Genomic DNA, 17,433 nt, shown 5'->3' on the forward strand with positions numbered 1-17,433 from the left:
CCCTCTTTCAATCTGCAGCACCGATGCCTATTTCTGGCAGGAACAGAAAGGATCATTCCATGAGCGATCTGACATCCCCGAAAGTGAACAAGAGCGATGCCGACTGGCGCGAGCAGCTGACGCCGGAGCAATATCGCATCCTGCGTGAACACGGCACCGAGCGCCCATTTACCGGTCCCTACTGGGACACGTTCCAGAAAGGCCTCTATCGCTGCGCCGCCTGCGACGAACCGCTGTTCCTCTCCGATACCAAATTCGATGCAGGTTGCGGCTGGCCGAGCTATTTCGAACCGGTGAAACCGGGTGCGGTGACGGAACATCGCGATGCGACGCTTGGCATGGTGCGCACCGAAATCCGCTGCGCCAATTGCGGCGGCCACCTCGGCCACGTCTTCCCGGACGGCCCACCGCCCACCGGCCTGCGTTATTGCATCAACGGCCATTCGATGGTCTTCGAACCGATCTGATGAGAGACGGGTAACGGCCGGCTGCCTGCCGGCCTTGTTGCGAAGAAAATGACCGTCTCGACAGCCGGACCGGAGAGTGAGATTATCGCGATCTCACTCCTTCCGGATCACCATCATGGCGCTCGAAACCATCCTCATATTCATTCCCGCCTGCTTTGCCCTGAACATGGCGTTCGGGCCCAACAATCTCCTGTCGATGACGGTTGGTGCGCGATACGGCATGGCAACGGCAATGATGGCCGCGAGCGGCCGGCTGGTTGCGTTTGCGGGCATGATCGCGATCGCCGCTTTGGGCCTCGGCGCACTTTTGATGGCTTCCGAAATGATGTTTTCGCTGATCAAATGGATCGGCGTTCTCTACCTGCTGTGGATCGGCTTCAAGCTCATCCGCTCAAGGGCGGATGTCACCGCTCCCGATATCTCCTCGGGCAACGGAAATATTCTCAAGACCTATCTGCGGCAGGAGTTTTTTGTCGCCTCCGGCAATCCGAAGGCCATCCTGATCTTCACGGCCTTTTTCCCGCAGTTCATCCAGCAGGACGCCTATTGGCAGAGCTTCGCCACGCTCGGCACAATTTTCCTGCTGCTCGAGGTGGTGGCGATCACCGTTTATGCCTTTGTCGGTTCGCGACTGTCCGGTCTTATGCGCAATGCGCGCGCCCTGAAGCGCGTCAACCGGATCAGCGGCTCGATGATGATGGCTTTCGGTGTCATGCTGGCCTTCGCCCGGCGCCCTGCCTAAGAGAAATCCCGGCTCACATACTAGTTCAGTTTAAGCTCCATGCAGGTCAGGTCCAGCCAGCGGCCAAACTTGGTGCCCACTTCCGAAAACCGGCCGGCAACGGTGAAACCGAGGCTTTCGTGCAGGCGGATGGAGGCGGCGTTTTCCGATTCGATCGCGGCGATCAGCACATGCACATCGTTGCCGGAGGCGTGGTCGATGAGCGCCTGCATCAGCCGCTTGCCGATGCCGTGGCCGCGCGCGTCCTTGTGGACATAAACCGAATGTTCGCGGGTGTGGCGATAGCCGTCGAAGGCGCGCCAGTCGCCATAGGAAGCGTAGCCGGCAACCTTGCCGTCAAGAATCGCGACTATCACAGGAAAGCCGCGTGACTTGCGGGCGGAAAACCATTCCTTGCGGTTTTCCAGATCGACCAGCACTTCGTTCCAGATCGCCGTCGTGTTCAGGACCGCGTCGTTGTAAATCTCCATGATGCCGGAAAGATCGTCCACGGTGGCATCGCGCAGTTCCAAACTCATTATCGTTCGCCCTCATTCTTGTCTGCATCGCGCGCCCGACGTTCCGGGGCACGACCTTCAGGCGAGCATTAGGCGATGACGCGGATGGCTGTCCAGTGCTCTCTAGCTCAGGAAGACATGGGAACGAGGCTGAAGGAAGTGACCACGGCAAAATAGTGGACAACGGCGGCGGCAACGACGAAACCGTGCCAGATGGCGTTCTGGAATCGCAGCTTTTCCCAGACATGGAAGACCACGCCGAGCGAATAGATGACACCGCCAGCGACAATCAGCCAGAGCGTGACGGGGGCCAGATGCGTCGAGAGTGGCTGCACCACCATGATGCCGCTCCAGCCCATGGCGAGATAAAGGCCTATGGCGACCCGGTCGTAACGGCCGGGAAACAGGCATTTGAGCAATATGCCACAGATGGCGGCAAGCCAGATCAGCGCCAGCATGGTGGCAATCAGCGGCTCGTGGATACCGCGCATCAGGAACGGCGTGTAGGTGGCGGCGATCAGGATGAAGATCGCCGAGTGGTCCAGCCGGCGCAGGAACCATTTTACGTTGGAATGCGGCCAGATATTATAGGTGAAGGACACGGAAAGGCAGGCGACAAGGCCGATTCCGTAAATCCAGGCGGCCGCGATGGCGCTGAGGCTGCCCCAGACGGTCGCGTAAAAAATCAGCGCCGTGGCGCCCACCAGCGCAAAAACGATACCCACGCCGTGGACGATACCATCGGCGACAATCTCGTGAAAATCATACTGGCGACCAAACCGCCACACGTTACTCATAGTCCATTCCCGTTTGCCTGCTTGTGGCCAAGCATGACGGCAATATTAGACAGGAACAAGACAGCAGCCGGTTAACGGCGATCAAATTGCGTTCCGGGCTGTTGCGAAAGGAGAGGTTGAGCGGTGGCCTCGCCGTTTCCCTCATTCCTGCGCTTGTCACAGGAATGAGGAGGGAAAAAGGAGCGCCCTCACAAGGCCGCAGCGCATTCCTGGCAGAACGGCGTATAGGGCACGGCTTTCAGGCGGTCTTCCGAAATTTTCTTGCCGCATTTGACGCAGGTGCCGTAGGTACCGTTCGCGATGCGGTCGAGTGCGGCGTCGATGGCGCGCAACTCGTCCTGGCCCACCTGCCCTATTTCATCAAGCACCTCGTCATTGCTGCGTTCAGCGGCGCGGTCGTCGTCATCGGGGTTGCGCGGTTCTTCGAAATCCGCCTCGATTTTGTGCAGGCGGCTGTAAAGCTCGCGCTGGCGGTCGCGCAGGATTTTCTCGTAACTTTCGACATTCATGGTCTTCTCCTCCAGCCGGTGCGGGCGAAAATCGCCCGCAACCCCAAGATTTCAACTCACTTTACCTGTCAATCAGCACCGAGCACTTGGCATGGCGCACCACGCGGTCGGCGGTGGCGCCGATGAAATAATTGGTAAAGTCAGGCATATGCGATGCGATGATGATGAGATCGGCCTTGTGCTCTTCGGCAGCGGCAATGATTTCACGCGCCGGCGCGCCGCTTCTGATTTCGTGCTTGCCCTTGAAGCCGGCCTTCGCCTGAATATCCGCAAGTTTCGTCTTGGCATCCTTGATGGCATTTTCGATGAGGTCTACCGGCAGGTCGATCGCCATATAGCCGGGCAGTTCCTCAACCACATTGATGAGGACGATCTCGCCATCGGCATCCAGCAGCGCCTTGGCCTTGGCGAGAATCTTCTCTCCCTTGTCGATGGCGCTGAGGTCTACCGGTACGATGATTTTCTTGTACATGGCTATCTCCTTTGGCGTAATCTGCCGTTCACGTGTCGGGCTCATATTTCCCTGCCGATGCGCCCTTCGCCTTGATTGAAGTCAAAGCTGCGTCGGAGCAGCAACAGGGCCATTGTCAACGAATAGTGGACGGTCAATCGCCAGATGGCGATCTTTGCTGAACGACAAAACCCGCCCATATTCACCACAAATGAACGCCGCAAAGCGGCGTCGGCTGATGCAGACGCGCAAATCCGCGTCGTCAGCACGCCGGATTCAATATGGAGATTATGATGAGTGAAATCAAACAATTCGCCCTGACGCGGCCGGCTTATGTCGGTCAGGCTCATCTTGTCGTTCACGATCTGCCGCGCATTTCGGAATTCTACCAGAAAATCATCGGCCTCTCCGTCATCGAAAAAAGCCCGAGCGGCGAGGTTCTGGGCGTCAACGGCCAACCGCTGCTGACACTTTCCACCTCCGGCACGGTTGAACGCGCGCCGCGCAATGCCGCAGGCCTGTTCCACACCGCCTTCCTGATGCCGCGCCGCGAGGATCTGGCCCATTGGCTGGCCCATGCCGCGCACAACAATATCCAGCTTCAGGGCGCATCCGACCATCTGGTGAGTGAAGCAATCTATCTGGCCGACCCCGAAGGCAACGGCATCGAGGTCTATCGCGACCGGTCGCCCTCGGAATGGACCTACCAGCAGGACGGCACGGTGGAGATGGCCACGCTCCGCCTCGACCTACAGGCGCTGTATGACAGTGCGCCGAAAACGGCGTTCGAGGGCGCTGCCGATGGAACGGCCATCGGCCACATGCATCTGCAGGTCGGCAATATTCCGCAGGCAGATGAGTTTTATCAGGATGTATTGGGGTTGAAGATCATGGCGCGTTATCCGGGTGCCAGCTTCTTCGGCTCGGGCGCTTATCATCACCATGTGGCCGCCAATATCTGGAACAGCCGCGGCGCCACGGCCCGCAAGGACAACATGACCGGCCTTTCGGGCTACTCGCTGAAGTTCAACGATAGTGCGGCGCTCGATACTGCAATGGCCGCTCTCGACCGGCTGGAAATAGCTACGGAACGGCAGAGCGACGGTATTGTTCTCAAAGATCCGTGGGGCATAGGCCTGAAGCTTTCCGCGTAAAGACCACGGGGCGGCAGAAATTTTTGCCGCTCCGGAACCGCCTCATTTTTCGAACGTTTGATGTCTTATTGGGGGACAGTTCGATGAATGAGAATGCCAGGCCGGAAAATACCGGCATATTGGGCAATATCGGGCGGCGCGCCGCAAACGCTCCGTCGACGAGAGCCGACCCTTTCGAGGGTCTGGCGTCCGGCTCGCACCGTGACGACGCGCGCAGCCAGCAACCGCTCGGCCGAGAAGCGCTCGATGTGGCCGTTGCATGGTCGGTGATCGGCATTTTTCTCGTCGTCATGATGGCGGTCATTCATGAATTGTCTCTGATCCTCATACCGGTGGTGCTGGCGATTGTCGTGGGCATGATCCTCGGCATCGCGGCGGAAAAGCTCAGTTCCTATGGCATTCCCGGAGCCGGTGTGGCTGTCATTCTCTCCGGCCTTGTCGCGGCCGTGATGTTTTTCGTGATCAATTCGCTGATAGACCCTTTGTCGCAGCTCGCCTCCGAAGGACCAGCGCTGATCGAACGCAGTATGGACCGCTTCCTGCCCTATCTTCAAAGCATTCGATGGCTGAACATTTCGGCAGCGACCTTCAGCATGGGGTCGATTTCGATGGAGTCGCTGATTTCGCGCAGCGGCGAGATCATTTCCCTGCTCGGTTCCAACGTCACCCCCGCCGTCGTTCAGGGCATGATCTTCCTCGCCGCGCTTTTGATGTTCCTCTACAGCCGCCTGCGGCTGCGCAAGGCGATCATCATGGCCTTTCCGGCCCGGCACCAGCGGCTGAGGGCCATTCGGATCATCGCTTCGGTGGAAGAAGTGCTCGGCACCTATTTTGCCACGGCAGCGCTGATCTATGCGGCGCTGGGCGTGACGATGGTGGCGATCGCCTATTTCGGCGGGCTGGCCATGCCGCTTCTGTGGGGGCTCTTCGCCTTTCTCTCCAGCTTCGTGCCATTTCTCGGCATCACCGCCATGACGGTGTCGCTGGCGGTGGCAGGCATCATCACGCATGACAACATGGTGCTGGCGTTGCTGCCATCCGCGATCTTCTTCACCATTCACCTGTTGATGGAAAACCTGGCCTTTCCGGCAGTGGTGGGCCGCAACATGGAGATCAACCCCTTCCTCGTCTTCGTGATGATCATCTTCTGGACGTGGATGTGGGGTGCTGCGGGCGCCATGCTGGCACTGCCGCTGTCGCTGATCGCCATGACAGTAACGCGCGAGCTGTTTCCTTCACGCCGCATCGTTCCAAACCTGCCGGCCTGATGGCCGGTCAGGAGGCGAGAGGGATGCGGAGCTTATCGGCCATGCGCCGCTCGTGCTCGATCAGCCATTTCTTGCGCCACAGCCCACCGCCATACCCGGTCAGGCTGCCATCTGCGCCCAGCACCCGGTGGCAGGGAACGACGATGGCAATCTGGTTAGCGCCATTGGCGCGGGCGACGGCACGCACGGCGGATGGCCGTTGCATCGACGTCGCAAGCGAAGAATAGCTGACGATCTCTCCCGCCGGTATCTCCCGCAATGCGTGCCAGACATCGCGCTCGAAGGGTGTGCCGTGTCCGGCAAGCCGGGTTTCGAAGTCAGCCGAATGCCCGGCGAAATAGGCCGCGAGTTCTGCTGCGATCTGGCCGGTGACCGGCGTCCTGCCCAGCACCATATCCGCGCCTGTGCGGGCCTTCAGCCGCTTCAATTCGGCCGGAAGCGCTGGCCGGTCAGCAAATTCTAGAAGATGCAGGGCGTGATCATCGGCAACCACCAGCATCGGACCGATCGGCGTGTCGATCCAGTCGCCCTTCAGAAACCCCTTGCCCTTCATGGCGGCGGGAGAGGTGCCGAAGAACTGGTTGATGGCCGAGCGGAAACCGCTGCCGGATTCATATCCGGCATCGATCTGCGCGCCGATCACGGCTTCTCCTGATGCGAGGCTTGTCGCCGCATCTCCCAGCCGCCGCAACCTTGCGATTTCCAGAAAACTCATGCCGAAACGGCGTTTGAAGGTGCGGCGCACGGTGGAAGGGTCATGGCCCATCGCCACCACATCCTCCTCACGCCAGCGCCGCGCCGGTTCGCTTTCCAGCGCCGTCAGAAGGGTGGTGACGGTTTCATCCGCCGTGCCATAGGAAAGCATCGGCTTGCAGCGCTTGCAGGGGCGGAAGCCAGCTTCCAGACATTCGGCGATGGTTTCGCGAAACCGGCAGTTTTCGATCTTCGGCTTTCGCGCCGTACAGGTAAAGCGACAGAAAATCTTCGTCGAGGTCACGCACACATAGGCCACGCCCTCATAGGCGGGGTCCTTGTTAACAAGGGCGGAATATAGGGTTTCGGTGTCGGGGCGTTTGAACAGCATGGGAGGATGCTAGCGCAAATTTGCGCGGTATGCCGCCGAAAAACGGGCGTGGATGTGAGATGCTCATTTCCCTCGCTCCCGTGCTTGTTACAGGAATGAGGAGAGAGCCGCCCCGCTCAATTACCCGGCGGCGTAAACGACGGGTCGTCCAGCCTTGTGAACACCACGCCGCGCGCCTTCAGCGCCAGAAGTCCCCTCACCACGCCCTCACCCGCTTCGTGGGTAGGCTGATTGATGTGGGAGATGATGACGTCGCCGTCCTTGGCCGAAGCGATGTGCTTTGCCGTGGCGGCCGCGCCCAGAAGCGAGCCGCCATCGCCATTGACGGAATAACCCGCCACCCGCATGCCGAGCCTGTTGATGGTAGCCATGGACGAGGTGGTATATTTCGCCGTCGCACCGCGAAACCATTGCGGTTGAAGACCGGTCATGGCGACAATTGCCTGCCTGCCGCCCTCGACCTCCTGCTCGACTGCCGCTTCCGAACCGGCAGCGGCAATGCCGTAGATGGCAACGGGCTTGTCCACCGCTGGCACATGGTTTTCGCCGTGGTTTTCGATCTCGAACAAATCCGGATGCGCCATCATTACGGCAAGTGCTTCGCTATTGTGCTTCAGCCAGCGGGCAGTGACAAAGATCGTCGCCGGTATCTTTTCCTGCACCAGCGTATCGAGAATGCGATGGTCGGTCTTGCCCATGCAGGCGTCCAGAGTCATCGCCACCCGCACCCTGCCGTCATGCCTCGGCGTCATTTTCAGCGTCGGCTCGACGAGACCCGTCCCCGCGAAGGCGGCCGTGGAGAGCGACAGGAAGAGAGCGGCAAAGGGCAGGCTACGCAGCATTTTTCAGTTTCCGAAGGGTAAGATGTGGCAATCCGCCTGCAAAACGCCCGAATTATGGCGCGGCTTCCAGCGTTGACAGAGCGTTCAGCACCTCTTCCACCCGCTGGCGCTCCGCGCTGGTGAGCGACAGGATTGGCCGGGGCGGCTCGCATGCCGTTACCGACAAAGCATTGGCGGCGGCGTAGATCACGCGGATACTGCCGAATTCCTTGAAGAGCGCCCAGAGCGGCTGGAAGGCCAGATCGAGCCTGCGCGTCTCCTCCGCATCCCCGGCCTGAGCGGCGCGCATCAACCGCAATGCCGGAACCGGCAGCAAGCCCGCAACGACGCTGTACCAGGCATCGCCACCGGCAAGCGTTGCTTCCGCACATCCCCAGTCGCCGCTGTAACCGATGGCGAAATCATCCGTCAGTTTCGGCCGCAGCCGCGCAAGCTCTCCCGAATAGTCGGAATCGGCCGGCAGCGGCATCTTTATGGCACGGATATTCGGGATATAGGCGAGCCTGACCAAAAGCTCATCGCTGAAGGAGAATCGCGTCGTCGTCGGGTTGTTGTAGATGGCGAGCGGCAAATCGGTTGCGCCGGCGACGGCGGCGAAATGGTGATAGGCCTCTTCCTGAGTCAGCGGCGTATAGGAAACGGGCGCCAGAAGCAGCGCATCGGCACCGGCAGCTTCGGCGTCTTTCGCCAGCGCCACGGCCTCATCGGTGCGCAACGCGCCGACGCCTGCCATCAATGTGCGCCTGCCCTTGAGGACGGCATGGGCCGCCTCGACCGCGCGCCGCCTCTCGGCACGCGACAGATACATATAGGTTCCGGTGCTGCCGAGAATACCGATGGAATCGACCTCCGCCGCATCCAGCCGCTCGACGAGGGCGGAAAAGGCTTGGCTATCCACCTGCCCGGCCTCGTCAGCGGGCGTGATCGGAAAAGCCGAAAGTCCCTTGAATTGCTTCGCCATGTTCTCGCCCCTCAATTCGATCGAAGGACAGCGTTACAGACCCATTGGCAGGGCGGCAAGAAAAGCGGGGTTTAAACCGGCGACCGCGGACGAAGAATTCTCCGATCAGTCATAAAGATACAACTTCTTCCACTGCTCTTCGGGAATCTTGTCGCCGACACGGTAATCGAAGGACTGGATGGAGAGGCTGTCGCTTTTCAGCTGGCACTTGTATTTGAGCTTGTACCATTCACCGGCGCTTCTGAAGACTGCACCCGACGCCTTGATCGAATTCTTGCCAACCTCGGGATCACCGAAGGTATAGGCAATGACCTTATCCGGCTTCATGCCCTTCTGCTCCGTCGCGATCCGCTCCATCGCCTCTATGTCGCAACGCTGCTCCAGACGCTCCTCGGGGGCGAGCACGTTCAGCTGCCGCATGACGTTGGCGTCTATTGCGAAAGCGGGTGTAGATGCCTGCAAGGCAAGGAAAAACGCAGAAAGAGCAGCGGGAAGAAACTTTCGCATGGGATCCTGTCAGTTTTCGTTTGTTCTTATCGATGCACGGCAGGCCGGTGGCAGGCGCGTATCATCGCTGATTTGCCGGATATTGCCAAAATGTGATCGAAAACTGACGAAATTGTGCCCAAGCCTCATTTCACCTGTGGAGATTTGAAACTTGATCGGTGGTGAGGGGCACTCTACATCTTGGGTGCCGCCCACGCATTTTTCATACGAAAGCGAGTTTCCCTTGCCGATTTTCAAGAACCTGCCCGCCGCCCCGACCGCCGAAAAACGGCCCGTCCAGGATACGCATCACGGCATTACCCGCACCGATGACTACGCATGGTTCCGGGCCGATAACTGGCAGGCCATGTTCAAGGACCCTACCCTGCTCGACCCTGCCATCCGCGCCCATCTGGAGGCCGAGAACGCCTATATGGAAGCCGCAATGGGCGACACCAAGGCGCTTCAGGAAAAGCTGTTCGAGGAGATGAAAGGCCGGATCAAGCAGGATGATTCCTCTGTTCCGGTCAATGATGGACCTTATGCCTATGGCACGCTGTTCGTGACCGGCGGCGAGCAACCGCATTATTTCCGCACCCCGCGTGATGGCGGCGAAAAGCACGTGCTGCTTGATGGCGACAGGGAAGCGCAAGGCAAGGATTATTTCCGTCTTGCCGGCCTCGACCAGTCTTCCGATCACAGTCACGGCATCTGGGGTTATGACGACAAGGGTTCGGAATATTTCACGCTGCGCATCCGTAATCTCGAAACCGGTGAAGACCTTGCCGATGTCGTGGAAAATACCGGCGGCGGCGGGGCATGGGCGCCTGACGGCAAGAGCTTCTTCTATACGCTACAGGACGAAAACCACCGCCCCTCGAAGGTCTTCCACCACATCATCGGCGAGCCGCAGTCGGCCGACCGGCTGGTCTATGAGGAAAAGGACCCCGGCTTCTTCATGGGCGTTGGCGCGTCCGTGCTCGACGACTTCATCTTCATCGACATTCACGACCATGAGACCAGCGAGTACCGCATTCTTTCCACCAAGGACCTGATGGCCGAGCCTGTCGTGGTTGCGGAGCGCGAGGAAGGTATCGAATATTCGATGTGCGAAGGCGGCGATGTCTTCTACATCCTCACCAATGACGGCGATGCCAAGGATTTCCGCATCATGGAAGCGCCGGTGACCGCGCCGGGCAAGGAAAACTGGAAGGAGGTCGTGCCGCACGAGCCGGGTCGCCTCATTCTCTCCGTCGATGCCTATGCCCGCCATCTGATCTGGCTGGAGCGCCGCGACGGCCTGCCGCGCATCGTTATCCGCGATCGCCGCACGGGCGAGGAACATTCCATCGCCTTTGCCGAGGAAGCCTATTCGCTTGGCCTGCATGGCGCTGCAGAATACGACACCGATGTCATCCGCTTCTCCTACTCCTCGATGACGACGCCAAGCCAGTTGTTCGACTACAATATGGTGACGCGCGACCGCACGCTGCTGAAAACGCAGGAAGTGCCTTCCGGCCATAATCCCGACGATTACATTACCCGCCGCATCATGGCGCCTGCCCATGACGGCGAGTTGGTGCCGGTCTCGCTGCTTTACCGCAAGGATGTAGCGCTCGACGGTTCGGCCCCCTGCCTGCTTTATGGCTACGGCGCCTATGGCATCACCATTCCCGCTTCCTTCTCCACCACAACGCTGTCTTTGGCAGACCGTGGCTTCATCTATGCCATCGCCCACATTCGCGGCGGCAAGGACAAGGGTTTCGAGTGGTATGAAACCGGCAAGATGAAAGACAAACAGAACACGTTTAAGGATTTCATCGCGGCTGCCGATCATCTGGTCAAGGAAGGCTTTACCTCCTACGACCGCATCATCGCGGAAGGCGGTTCGGCAGGGGGAATGCTGATGGGCGCCGTCGCCAACATGGCCCCGGAAAAATTTGCCGGCATCATCGCTGCGGTTCCCTTCGTGGACGTGCTGACGACCATGCTTGATGACACGCTGCCGCTAACCCCGCCGGAATGGCCGGAGTGGGGTAATCCGCTGGAATCGGAAGAGGAATATCAGTGGATCGCCGCCTACAGCCCCTATGACAATGTCGGGGAAAAGCCCTATCCGCCGCTGCTTGCGCTTTCCGGCCTCACCGACCCGCGCGTGACCTATTGGGAACCGACCAAATGGGTGGCGAAACTGCGCGAAAAGACGACGGGGGAAGCCCCGATCCTGCTTAAGACCAACATGGCGGCTGGCCATGGAGGCAAGTCGGGCCGTTTCCAGCGGCTGGAAGAAATTGCCTTCGAATATGCCTTCGCACTGAAGGTCGCGGGCAAGGACACCGTCTGACACGCTGAATGCAGAAACGGGCGGCGATCCAATCGTCGCCCGATCTTATTTTGGACTAAAATACCTGCAAAAATCTCGTTATTGAATATTTTTTCCACAAATTATCATACGCATCTTTTATTTAAATAAAATCTTTATCGACATTGAATTTTTATTTCTAGTTGCTGCAACTCATAATATATCTTCCGCAAACGCAAATAATTCCCATGTATTACGTCACCGGAAAAAATGTTCCGGAAATCGAACGCATGGCTGCGTTGCGCCATTTCGCATTGCAATATCACTTTTCGGCCGTATTATCCGGGCCGTTGACATATTCATGCGCCTTTTCGCCGCCTTTCTCGCGGCAATCCTGCAGCACGTCTTGCGGATAATCTTATCGCCGGATTTTTTCGGCTTTTTCATGCGCCATGTCAGTTCGCCCTTGGCAATCCGGGCTTTGCAGTGCTCCCGCTTTGCCAATTGAAAACACTGCATCAGACTTGGAGGTCTCCCATGAAGAAACTCCTAGCCTCGACCATTCTCGTAACGGGCTTTACCATCGCTGCCGGTGCAGCAAATTCCGCCAACGCCGCAGAAACATGTGGCAGCGTCACCATCGCCGAAATGAACTGGGCATCCGCCGGTGTTGCGGCTTACGTCGACAAGTTCATCATGGAAAACGGCTATGATTGCACGGTCAACGTCATCAGCGGCGACACCACTCCCACATTCACCTCCATGAATGAAAAGGGCCAGCCGGATATGGCGCCCGAAATGTGGGTGAATACCCTTGGCGCCCCCTATGAGGACGCCGTCAAGAAAGGCAACCTGATCCAGGAAAGCAAAATCCTGAGTGAAGGTGGCGTTGAAGGCTGGTGGATTCCCAAATATCTCGCCGACGAACACCCCGATATCAAGACAGTTGAGGACGCACTCAAGCATCCCGAGCTTTTCCCCGCGCCGGAAGACGCCAGCAAGGGTGCCGTGTTTGGCTGCCCGCCGGGCTGGGGCTGCCAGCCAACGACCGCCAACCTGTTCAAGGCACGCAAGGCCGACGAGAAGGGCTTCGCCCTGATCGATACCGGCTCCGCCGCGGGCCTCGATGGCTCGATCTCCAATGCCTATGAGAAAAAGCAGGGCTGGCTCGGCTATTACTGGTCCCCGACGGCCATTCTTGGCAAGTACGACATGGTGAAACTGGACGATGGCGTGGCACTCGACCGCGAGGCCTACGACAATTGCATCGCCAAGCCTGATTGCGCCGATCCCAAGCCAAACGCCTATCCGGTGGCAGAGGTATTCACTGTTGTCACCAAGGACTTTGCCGAGAAGGCCGGTCCTTCCATCGACTATATCCGCAAGCGGCAGTGGGACAACGAGACCGTCGCCAAGGTTCTGGCCTGGATGGATGAAAACCAGGGCACCAACGAAGACGGCGCGGAATATTTCCTCGAGAACAACGAGGATATCTGGACGAAGTGGGTTTCGCCCGAGGTGGCGGAGAAGATCAAGGCTTCGATGTGATTGGTTGATGAGAGTGGGAAGCTTCGGTTTCCATCCGTGGCTTTACCCCCTCTGCCCTGCCGGGCATCTAGATCGGCTGGGCTCACCCTTCTCACAAATCCGCAACCTGTTTGATGGGCGGGACTTTGCCTCGGATCGATCTCCCCCCTTGTGGGGGAGATGTCCGGCAGGACGGAGGGGTGCCCCGCGCTCCAGCCTCGACCACCCATCCCCCAAAACCAAAAGGGAAAACAACAATAATGGCCCTCTGTAACTATCTGCCGGATATGCTGTGCAAGTTTCCGGCCATCGATAACGGCACGATGCGTGTGGCACGCAAGACCATCGATGACGGTTTTCGCGATATCGTGCGCAATTACGGCGATGCGATCGATGTGATCGTGCATCCGCTGCAGCTCTTTCTCAACTCCTCGGAGCGGCTGTTCATCCAGACCCCGTGGATCGTCACCATGCTGGTCATTCTGGCGATCGTGCATCTGGCCGGGCGCAGCTTCAAGATCACCGGTGGCACGGCCATCTCCCTGCTCATGATCGGCGCAGTCGGCCTCTGGCGCGACGCCATGACGACGCTTTCCATCGTCGCCATCGCCACGCTGATCGCCATCGTCATCGGCCTGCCGCTCGGCATTTTGATGGGACGCTCCGAACGGTTGCAGCGTATCATCAATCCCGTGCTCGACGTGATGCAGACCCTGCCAAGCTTCGTTTATCTCATCCCCGTGGTGGTGATTTTCGGCATCGGCAAGGTACCGGGCCTGATCGCAGTGGTGATCTACGCCATTCCACCCGTCATCCGCCTGACCAGCCTCGGCATTCGCCTGGTAGACCGGGAAGTGCTGGAAGCCGCCAATGCTTTCGGCTCCTCCAACGGCCAGAAGCTGTTCAATGTGCAGCTGCCGCTGGCGTTACCCACCATCATGACCGGCATCAACCAGACCATCATGATGGCACTCGCCATGGTCGTCGTCGCCTCCATGGTCGGCGTCGGCGGTCTCGGCAAGAATGTGCTGCAGGCCATCAACAACCAGTTTTTCACGGTGGGCTTCCTGAACGGTTTCGCTCTGGTCGCCATCGCCATCATGTTCGACCGGGCAAGCCAGGCTTTCGGCAAGCGCCTGCAGAAATACCGCGAGGTCTCCCATGGCTAAAAGCATCGAAATCAGGAATCTTTACAAGATCTTCGGCAAGCATCCCGAGAAGTACCTCGAAGCGGTGCGATCATGCATGGACAAGGTCGAGCTGAACGACAAACACAACCATGTGCTCGGTCTCAACAACATCAACATCACCATGCCGGGCGGCAAGATCACCGTGGTCATGGGACTTTCCGGTTCCGGCAAGTCGACGCTGATCCGCCACATCAACCGGCTGATCGACCCGACCGCAGGTGAGGTTCTCTACGACGGCGAGGACATTTGCGGCATGAGCACTTCGGCGCTGCGGAAATTCCGCCGTCACAAAACGGCGATGGTGTTCCAGAAATTCGGCCTCCTGCCGCATCGCACCGTGCTGGAAAACAGCGTCTACGGCCTCGATATTCAGGGCATGCCACGCAAGGACAGCGAAGAGAAAGGCCGTTACTGGCTGGATCGTGTCGGTCTTGCCGGCTATGAGGATTATTATCCGAACCAGCTTTCCGGCGGCATGCAGCAGCGCGTCGGCCTTGCCCGCGCGCTTGCCAACGATGCCGATATTCTCCTGATGGACGAGGCCTATTCGGCTCTCGATCCGCTGATCCGTGTCGATATGCAGACGATGCTGCTCGACCTTCAGCAGGAGCTGAAAAAGACTGTGGTATTCATCACTCACGATCTGGATGAGGCTTTGCGGCTCGGCGACCACATTGCCATTCTGAAAGACGGCGAAGTGGTGCAGCAGGGCGACGGCCAGAGCATCATCCTTTCCCCTGCGGATGGTTACGTCACCGACTTCGTGCGCGACGTCAACCGCAGCCGTGTGCTTCAGGCGACCACCGTGATGGAACCGCTGACGGCGAAACCCGAGGGCATGTCGGTGCCGGAAAACGCGACACTGGAAACCATCGCCCGCGATATGTCGGAGGCGAACGAAACCAGCGCCCATGTGGTGGATGAAGACGGCAAGCCAGTCGGCGCCATCGGCCTCGACACGCTGGTGGCGGCGATGGTCACGCCGGCACCTCAGGAGGCGGAGGCCGGGGTGGCAGTCGTGGAGGAAGCGGAAAAAATCCCGGAACCGGCGGCGCCTGTGGAGAAGGAAACCGCGTAATCCGGCACCAACAGGATTTGCCTTTCTTTCAGAAGACCGAAAAAGCCCCAGCCCCGCTGCGCAAAAGACATCGGAGCTGCCTGGCCGCGTCCAAACTCTTTCGTCATACCGGCCTAGAGCCGGCATGACGGGAGTTGGGGTGTTTGGCGCCAGAGTTTGAGCTGCACAACAGGGTCGCCATGGCGAGCACGACGCGAAGTGTGGGCAAGGCCGGCAATGCCCGCCTTTCCATCCAACCATGCAAAAACGAAGCACCCCTTTGCCACGTGTCAAGCCGGGAACGACATTGCAATGCAACAAGCGCAAGCTTCGGGCAAGCCGCCGCCGTTAACCATTTGTTAACTTTTGAACGCGGAATCACTGGCATGCAGATCGAAAGCAATATTGGCGGATACAATTATCAGGCTCGTGTCCGCGACATCGAAAAACCCGGCAGCGCGCAGAGCGCGCCTGAGGAACAGGCCGTAAAACGCGGCCCCGGCAACCCTACCGTTTCCAGCACCGTTCTTTCCCGTTCGCTGGCCAACGTGCTGTGGGCCGTCGGCAATGGCAGCGCGCCGGCCCACACGCCGGCTGCGACCTCCGCCGAAGACAAGGCAGAAGCGCAGGCCGAATGGGTGCGCAGCGCCTATTCCGAATACGAATAGATGATTCCGATCAGACCCTTGCCGGGCTGACCTCCACCGTTACATGTGAGAGTTCATGTATGGCTGCAAGCTTCTGCTTGTAGAAAGCCGGCGCCTTCGGCACCTGCGAGTGGATGGCGACAATGGCGGCGTGATGCCCCGGCCCCACCTGCCAGACGTGCAGGTCGGTAATGCGATCTTCTTCCGTCTCCACGCTTTCACGGATTTCCTGCGGCAAGTCCTCCGTCAGCGGAACCGCATCAACCAGCGTCGTTGCCGTGGAGCGAATGAGTCCCCATGACCAGCGGGCAATCACCACACCGCCGACAATACCCATCAACGGATCGAGAAAGGACCAGCCGTTCCACTTGCCGAGCAGCAGCGCGACAATGGCGAGAACGGAAGTCAGCGCATCGGCGAGTACATGCAGATAGGCTGCGCGCAGATTATTGTCCCTGCCGCCCTTCGCACCGTGCTCGCCGTGATGCGCGTGCGAGCCGTGATCGTGATGGGCGTGGCTGCCATGGCCGTGATGGGCATGCGAACCATGTGCGTGACCATGGCCATGGCCGTGATCGTGATCGTGATCATCCTTCAACAGCACGGCGCTGACGAGATTGACGGCAAGACCGATGAGGGCGACGAGGATCGCCTGATTGAAGTCGATCTGAACAGGATTGAAAAGCCGCATCGCACTTTCAACGGCGATGAGCAGCGCCACCACCGCCAGCACGATGGCGCTGGCAAAACCGGCGAGATCACCGAACTTGCCGGTGCCGAAGGTGAAGCGCGGATTGCGCGCCTCACGCCGGGCATAGAGATAGGCCAGCGCCGAGATGAGCATTGCGCCCGCATGGGTGGACATGTGCCAGCCATCCGCCGTCAGCGCCATGGAACCGAACCAGTGGCCGGCGACGATCTCCGCCACCATCATGACTGTGGTCAGCGCAATCACCATCCACACGCGCTTTTCATTGCGCTCATGGTTCCGGCCTAGGAAAACATGGTCGTGGCCGGACGCTGCGGGAAATTCGGATATCGTCGTCATGTCGCTAATCCTGTTCGATCCTGGAATATTCTGTTTCACGCATGTCTTTTCCCAAAGCCGCGGACACTTTTGGGAGAGAGGTTAGCGGATGTAGGTCTTCAGCACCTGGGCCAGCTCTTCCGCCGCACGCGCCCGCTCGTCTTCATTTTCGGCGTGCACGACGTGCTCATGCAGATGTTCCTGCATCACCTCCCCCGTCAGGCCGGAAAGCGCACCGCGCACCGAGGCCAGCAATTGCAGCACCTCGCCGCAGGGCTTGGAATCGTCCAAGGCACGCTCCACCGCCTCCATCTGCCCCTTGAGGCGACGGATGCGAGCGAGAAGCTTCTCCTTGTTGCGGATCGTATGGGACATGAGTACCTCATATACTATAGGGGGGTATACTATATTGCGATGTTTTTTGG

Annotated in this window: 20 protein-coding genes; 9 read left to right on the forward strand and 11 right to left on the reverse strand. The window is 59.1% G+C overall.

Annotated elements, in window-relative coordinates; all coding sequences use genetic code 11:
- Positions 1–59: 59 nt before the first annotated feature.
- Complete coding sequence (gene msrB, locus ACQZ6D_RS13350) at positions 60–467, forward strand: peptide-methionine (R)-S-oxide reductase MsrB (protein WP_003512009.1); 408 nt, start codon at positions 60–62, stop codon at positions 465–467.
- A gap of 115 nt (positions 468–582) precedes the next feature.
- Positions 583–1,209 carry a LysE family translocator gene (locus ACQZ6D_RS13355; protein ID WP_065702642.1) on the forward strand — a complete coding sequence of 209 codons (627 nt, stop codon included), beginning with the start codon at positions 583–585 and terminating at the stop codon, positions 1,207–1,209.
- A gap of 20 nt (positions 1,210–1,229) precedes the next feature.
- Here the strand turns inward: ACQZ6D_RS13355 and ACQZ6D_RS13360 are convergent, their stop codons facing one another.
- The 5 genes from ACQZ6D_RS13360 to ACQZ6D_RS13380 form a co-directional block, all read right to left on the reverse strand.
- Positions 1,230–1,727 (reverse strand): GNAT family N-acetyltransferase, encoded by a 498-nt coding sequence (locus ACQZ6D_RS13360; protein ID WP_003512007.1) that lies wholly within the window; start codon positions 1,725–1,727, stop codon positions 1,230–1,232.
- Positions 1,728–1,834: 107 nt separating this feature from the next.
- Complete coding sequence (gene trhA, locus ACQZ6D_RS13365; protein WP_065702643.1) at positions 1,835–2,503, reverse strand: PAQR family membrane homeostasis protein TrhA; 669 nt, start codon at positions 2,501–2,503, stop codon at positions 1,835–1,837.
- Positions 2,504–2,691: 188 nt separating this feature from the next.
- Positions 2,692–3,012, reverse strand: a complete 321-nt coding sequence (locus ACQZ6D_RS13370) for a TraR/DksA family transcriptional regulator (protein ID WP_003512004.1) — start codon at positions 3,010–3,012, stop codon at positions 2,692–2,694.
- A 61-nt stretch (positions 3,013–3,073) separates the two neighbouring features.
- Positions 3,074–3,484 carry a universal stress protein gene (locus ACQZ6D_RS13375; protein WP_065702644.1) on the reverse strand — a complete coding sequence of 137 codons (411 nt, stop codon included), beginning with the start codon at positions 3,482–3,484 and terminating at the stop codon, positions 3,074–3,076.
- Between the two features lie 41 nt (positions 3,485–3,525).
- Positions 3,526–3,774 carry a hypothetical protein gene (locus ACQZ6D_RS13380; RefSeq protein WP_141680483.1) on the reverse strand — a complete coding sequence of 83 codons (249 nt, stop codon included), beginning with the start codon at positions 3,772–3,774 and terminating at the stop codon, positions 3,526–3,528.
- On the opposite strand from ACQZ6D_RS13380, the gene ACQZ6D_RS13385 reads away from it, so the two are divergent.
- Both ACQZ6D_RS13385 and ACQZ6D_RS13390 read left to right on the forward strand, forming a co-directional pair.
- A complete protein-coding gene (locus ACQZ6D_RS13385; RefSeq protein WP_065702645.1) occupies positions 3,757–4,617 on the forward strand; it encodes a VOC family protein in 861 nt (286 codons plus the stop codon). The two genes, ACQZ6D_RS13380 and ACQZ6D_RS13385, sit on opposite strands and share 18 nt — an antisense overlap.
- Positions 4,618–4,700: 83 nt before the next feature.
- Positions 4,701–5,885, forward strand: a complete 1,185-nt coding sequence (locus ACQZ6D_RS13390) for an AI-2E family transporter (protein ID WP_013635695.1) — start codon at positions 4,701–4,703, stop codon at positions 5,883–5,885.
- 7 nt (positions 5,886–5,892) lie between these two features.
- Here ACQZ6D_RS13390 and ACQZ6D_RS13395 read toward each other — a convergent pair whose 3' ends face one another.
- From ACQZ6D_RS13395 to ACQZ6D_RS13410, 4 genes are all read right to left on the reverse strand, one after another.
- Positions 5,893–6,969 (reverse strand): bifunctional transcriptional activator/DNA repair enzyme AdaA, encoded by a 1,077-nt coding sequence (locus ACQZ6D_RS13395; RefSeq protein WP_003512000.1) that lies wholly within the window; start codon positions 6,967–6,969, stop codon positions 5,893–5,895.
- 116 nt (positions 6,970–7,085) lie between these two features.
- A complete protein-coding gene (locus ACQZ6D_RS13400; protein ID WP_013635693.1) occupies positions 7,086–7,811 on the reverse strand; it encodes a polysaccharide deacetylase family protein in 726 nt (241 codons plus the stop codon).
- Positions 7,812–7,863: 52 nt separating this feature from the next.
- The gene (locus tag ACQZ6D_RS13405) at positions 7,864–8,772 is read right to left on the reverse strand and encodes a dihydrodipicolinate synthase family protein (protein WP_174047402.1); all 909 of its coding nucleotides are present in this window, start codon (positions 8,770–8,772) and stop codon (positions 7,864–7,866) included.
- Positions 8,773–8,877: 105 nt separating this feature from the next.
- Positions 8,878–9,279 carry a DUF930 domain-containing protein gene (locus tag ACQZ6D_RS13410; RefSeq protein WP_003511997.1) on the reverse strand — a complete coding sequence of 134 codons (402 nt, stop codon included), beginning with the start codon at positions 9,277–9,279 and terminating at the stop codon, positions 8,878–8,880.
- Positions 9,280–9,502: 223 nt separating this feature from the next.
- On the opposite strand from ACQZ6D_RS13410, the gene ACQZ6D_RS13415 reads away from it, so the two are divergent.
- The 5 genes from ACQZ6D_RS13415 to ACQZ6D_RS13435 all read left to right on the forward strand — a co-directional run bounded on the left by ACQZ6D_RS13415 (position 9,503) and on the right by ACQZ6D_RS13435 (position 16,002).
- Complete coding sequence (locus ACQZ6D_RS13415; RefSeq protein ID WP_065702805.1) at positions 9,503–11,602, forward strand: S9 family peptidase; 2,100 nt, start codon at positions 9,503–9,505, stop codon at positions 11,600–11,602.
- 495 nt (positions 11,603–12,097) lie between these two features.
- Entirely contained in the window at positions 12,098–13,108 is a 1,011-nt protein-coding gene (locus tag ACQZ6D_RS13420) for an ABC transporter substrate-binding protein (protein WP_019564115.1), read from the forward strand.
- A gap of 239 nt (positions 13,109–13,347) precedes the next feature.
- Complete coding sequence (locus tag ACQZ6D_RS13425) at positions 13,348–14,256, forward strand: ABC transporter permease (RefSeq protein WP_448729774.1); 909 nt, start codon at positions 13,348–13,350, stop codon at positions 14,254–14,256.
- Positions 14,249–15,355, forward strand: coding sequence for a quaternary amine ABC transporter ATP-binding protein (locus ACQZ6D_RS13430; protein ID WP_448729775.1), 1,107 nt, complete (start codon positions 14,249–14,251; stop codon positions 15,353–15,355). The genes ACQZ6D_RS13425 and ACQZ6D_RS13430 overlap by 8 nt, the downstream gene beginning before the upstream one ends.
- A 365-nt stretch (positions 15,356–15,720) precedes the next feature.
- The gene (locus ACQZ6D_RS13435) at positions 15,721–16,002 is read left to right on the forward strand and encodes a hypothetical protein (protein ID WP_038490269.1); all 282 of its coding nucleotides are present in this window, start codon (positions 15,721–15,723) and stop codon (positions 16,000–16,002) included.
- Positions 16,003–16,012: 10 nt separating this feature from the next.
- Here the strand turns inward: ACQZ6D_RS13435 and dmeF are convergent, their stop codons facing one another.
- On the reverse strand, positions 16,013–17,029 hold the full coding sequence (gene dmeF / locus ACQZ6D_RS13440) for a CDF family Co(II)/Ni(II) efflux transporter DmeF (protein ID WP_065702650.1): 1,017 nt from the start codon (positions 17,027–17,029) through the stop codon (positions 16,013–16,015).
- An 81-nt stretch (positions 17,030–17,110) separates the two neighbouring features.
- Complete coding sequence (gene dmeR / locus ACQZ6D_RS13445; RefSeq protein ID WP_003494395.1) at positions 17,111–17,383, reverse strand: Ni(II)/Co(II)-sensing transcriptional repressor DmeR; 273 nt, start codon at positions 17,381–17,383, stop codon at positions 17,111–17,113.
- Positions 17,384–17,433 lie beyond the last annotated feature (50 nt).

The sequence above is a fragment of the Agrobacterium sp. 22-3639C2 genome (assembly GCF_053522105.1).

Coding starts and splice junctions, on each gene's coding strand:
- ACQZ6D_RS13425 (WP_448729774.1), top strand. CDS start 13,348: ATGGCCCTCTGTAACTATCTGCCGGATATGCTGTGCAAGTTTCCGGCC.
- trhA (WP_065702643.1), bottom strand. CDS start 2,503: ATGAGTAACGTGTGGCGGTTTGGTCGCCAGTATGATTTTCACGAGATT.
- dmeF (WP_065702650.1), bottom strand. CDS start 17,029: ATGACGACGATATCCGAATTTCCCGCAGCGTCCGGCCACGACCATGTT.
- ACQZ6D_RS13420 (WP_019564115.1), top strand. CDS start 12,098: ATGAAGAAACTCCTAGCCTCGACCATTCTCGTAACGGGCTTTACCATC.
- ACQZ6D_RS13370 (WP_003512004.1), bottom strand. CDS start 3,012: ATGAATGTCGAAAGTTACGAGAAAATCCTGCGCGACCGCCAGCGCGAG.
- ACQZ6D_RS13385 (WP_065702645.1), top strand. CDS start 3,757: ATGAGTGAAATCAAACAATTCGCCCTGACGCGGCCGGCTTATGTCGGT.
- ACQZ6D_RS13405 (WP_174047402.1), bottom strand. CDS start 8,772: ATGGCGAAGCAATTCAAGGGACTTTCGGCTTTTCCGATCACGCCCGCT.
- ACQZ6D_RS13400 (WP_013635693.1), bottom strand. CDS start 7,811: ATGCTGCGTAGCCTGCCCTTTGCCGCTCTCTTCCTGTCGCTCTCCACG.
- ACQZ6D_RS13390 (WP_013635695.1), top strand. CDS start 4,701: ATGAATGAGAATGCCAGGCCGGAAAATACCGGCATATTGGGCAATATC.
- ACQZ6D_RS13430 (WP_448729775.1), top strand. CDS start 14,249: ATGGCTAAAAGCATCGAAATCAGGAATCTTTACAAGATCTTCGGCAAG.
- ACQZ6D_RS13410 (WP_003511997.1), bottom strand. CDS start 9,279: ATGCGAAAGTTTCTTCCCGCTGCTCTTTCTGCGTTTTTCCTTGCCTTG.
- ACQZ6D_RS13355 (WP_065702642.1), top strand. CDS start 583: ATGGCGCTCGAAACCATCCTCATATTCATTCCCGCCTGCTTTGCCCTG.
- ACQZ6D_RS13375 (WP_065702644.1), bottom strand. CDS start 3,484: ATGTACAAGAAAATCATCGTACCGGTAGACCTCAGCGCCATCGACAAG.
- ACQZ6D_RS13395 (WP_003512000.1), bottom strand. CDS start 6,969: ATGCTGTTCAAACGCCCCGACACCGAAACCCTATATTCCGCCCTTGTT.
- msrB (WP_003512009.1), top strand. CDS start 60: ATGAGCGATCTGACATCCCCGAAAGTGAACAAGAGCGATGCCGACTGG.
- ACQZ6D_RS13360 (WP_003512007.1), bottom strand. CDS start 1,727: ATGAGTTTGGAACTGCGCGATGCCACCGTGGACGATCTTTCCGGCATC.
- dmeR (WP_003494395.1), bottom strand. CDS start 17,383: ATGTCCCATACGATCCGCAACAAGGAGAAGCTTCTCGCTCGCATCCGT.
- ACQZ6D_RS13435 (WP_038490269.1), top strand. CDS start 15,721: ATGCAGATCGAAAGCAATATTGGCGGATACAATTATCAGGCTCGTGTC.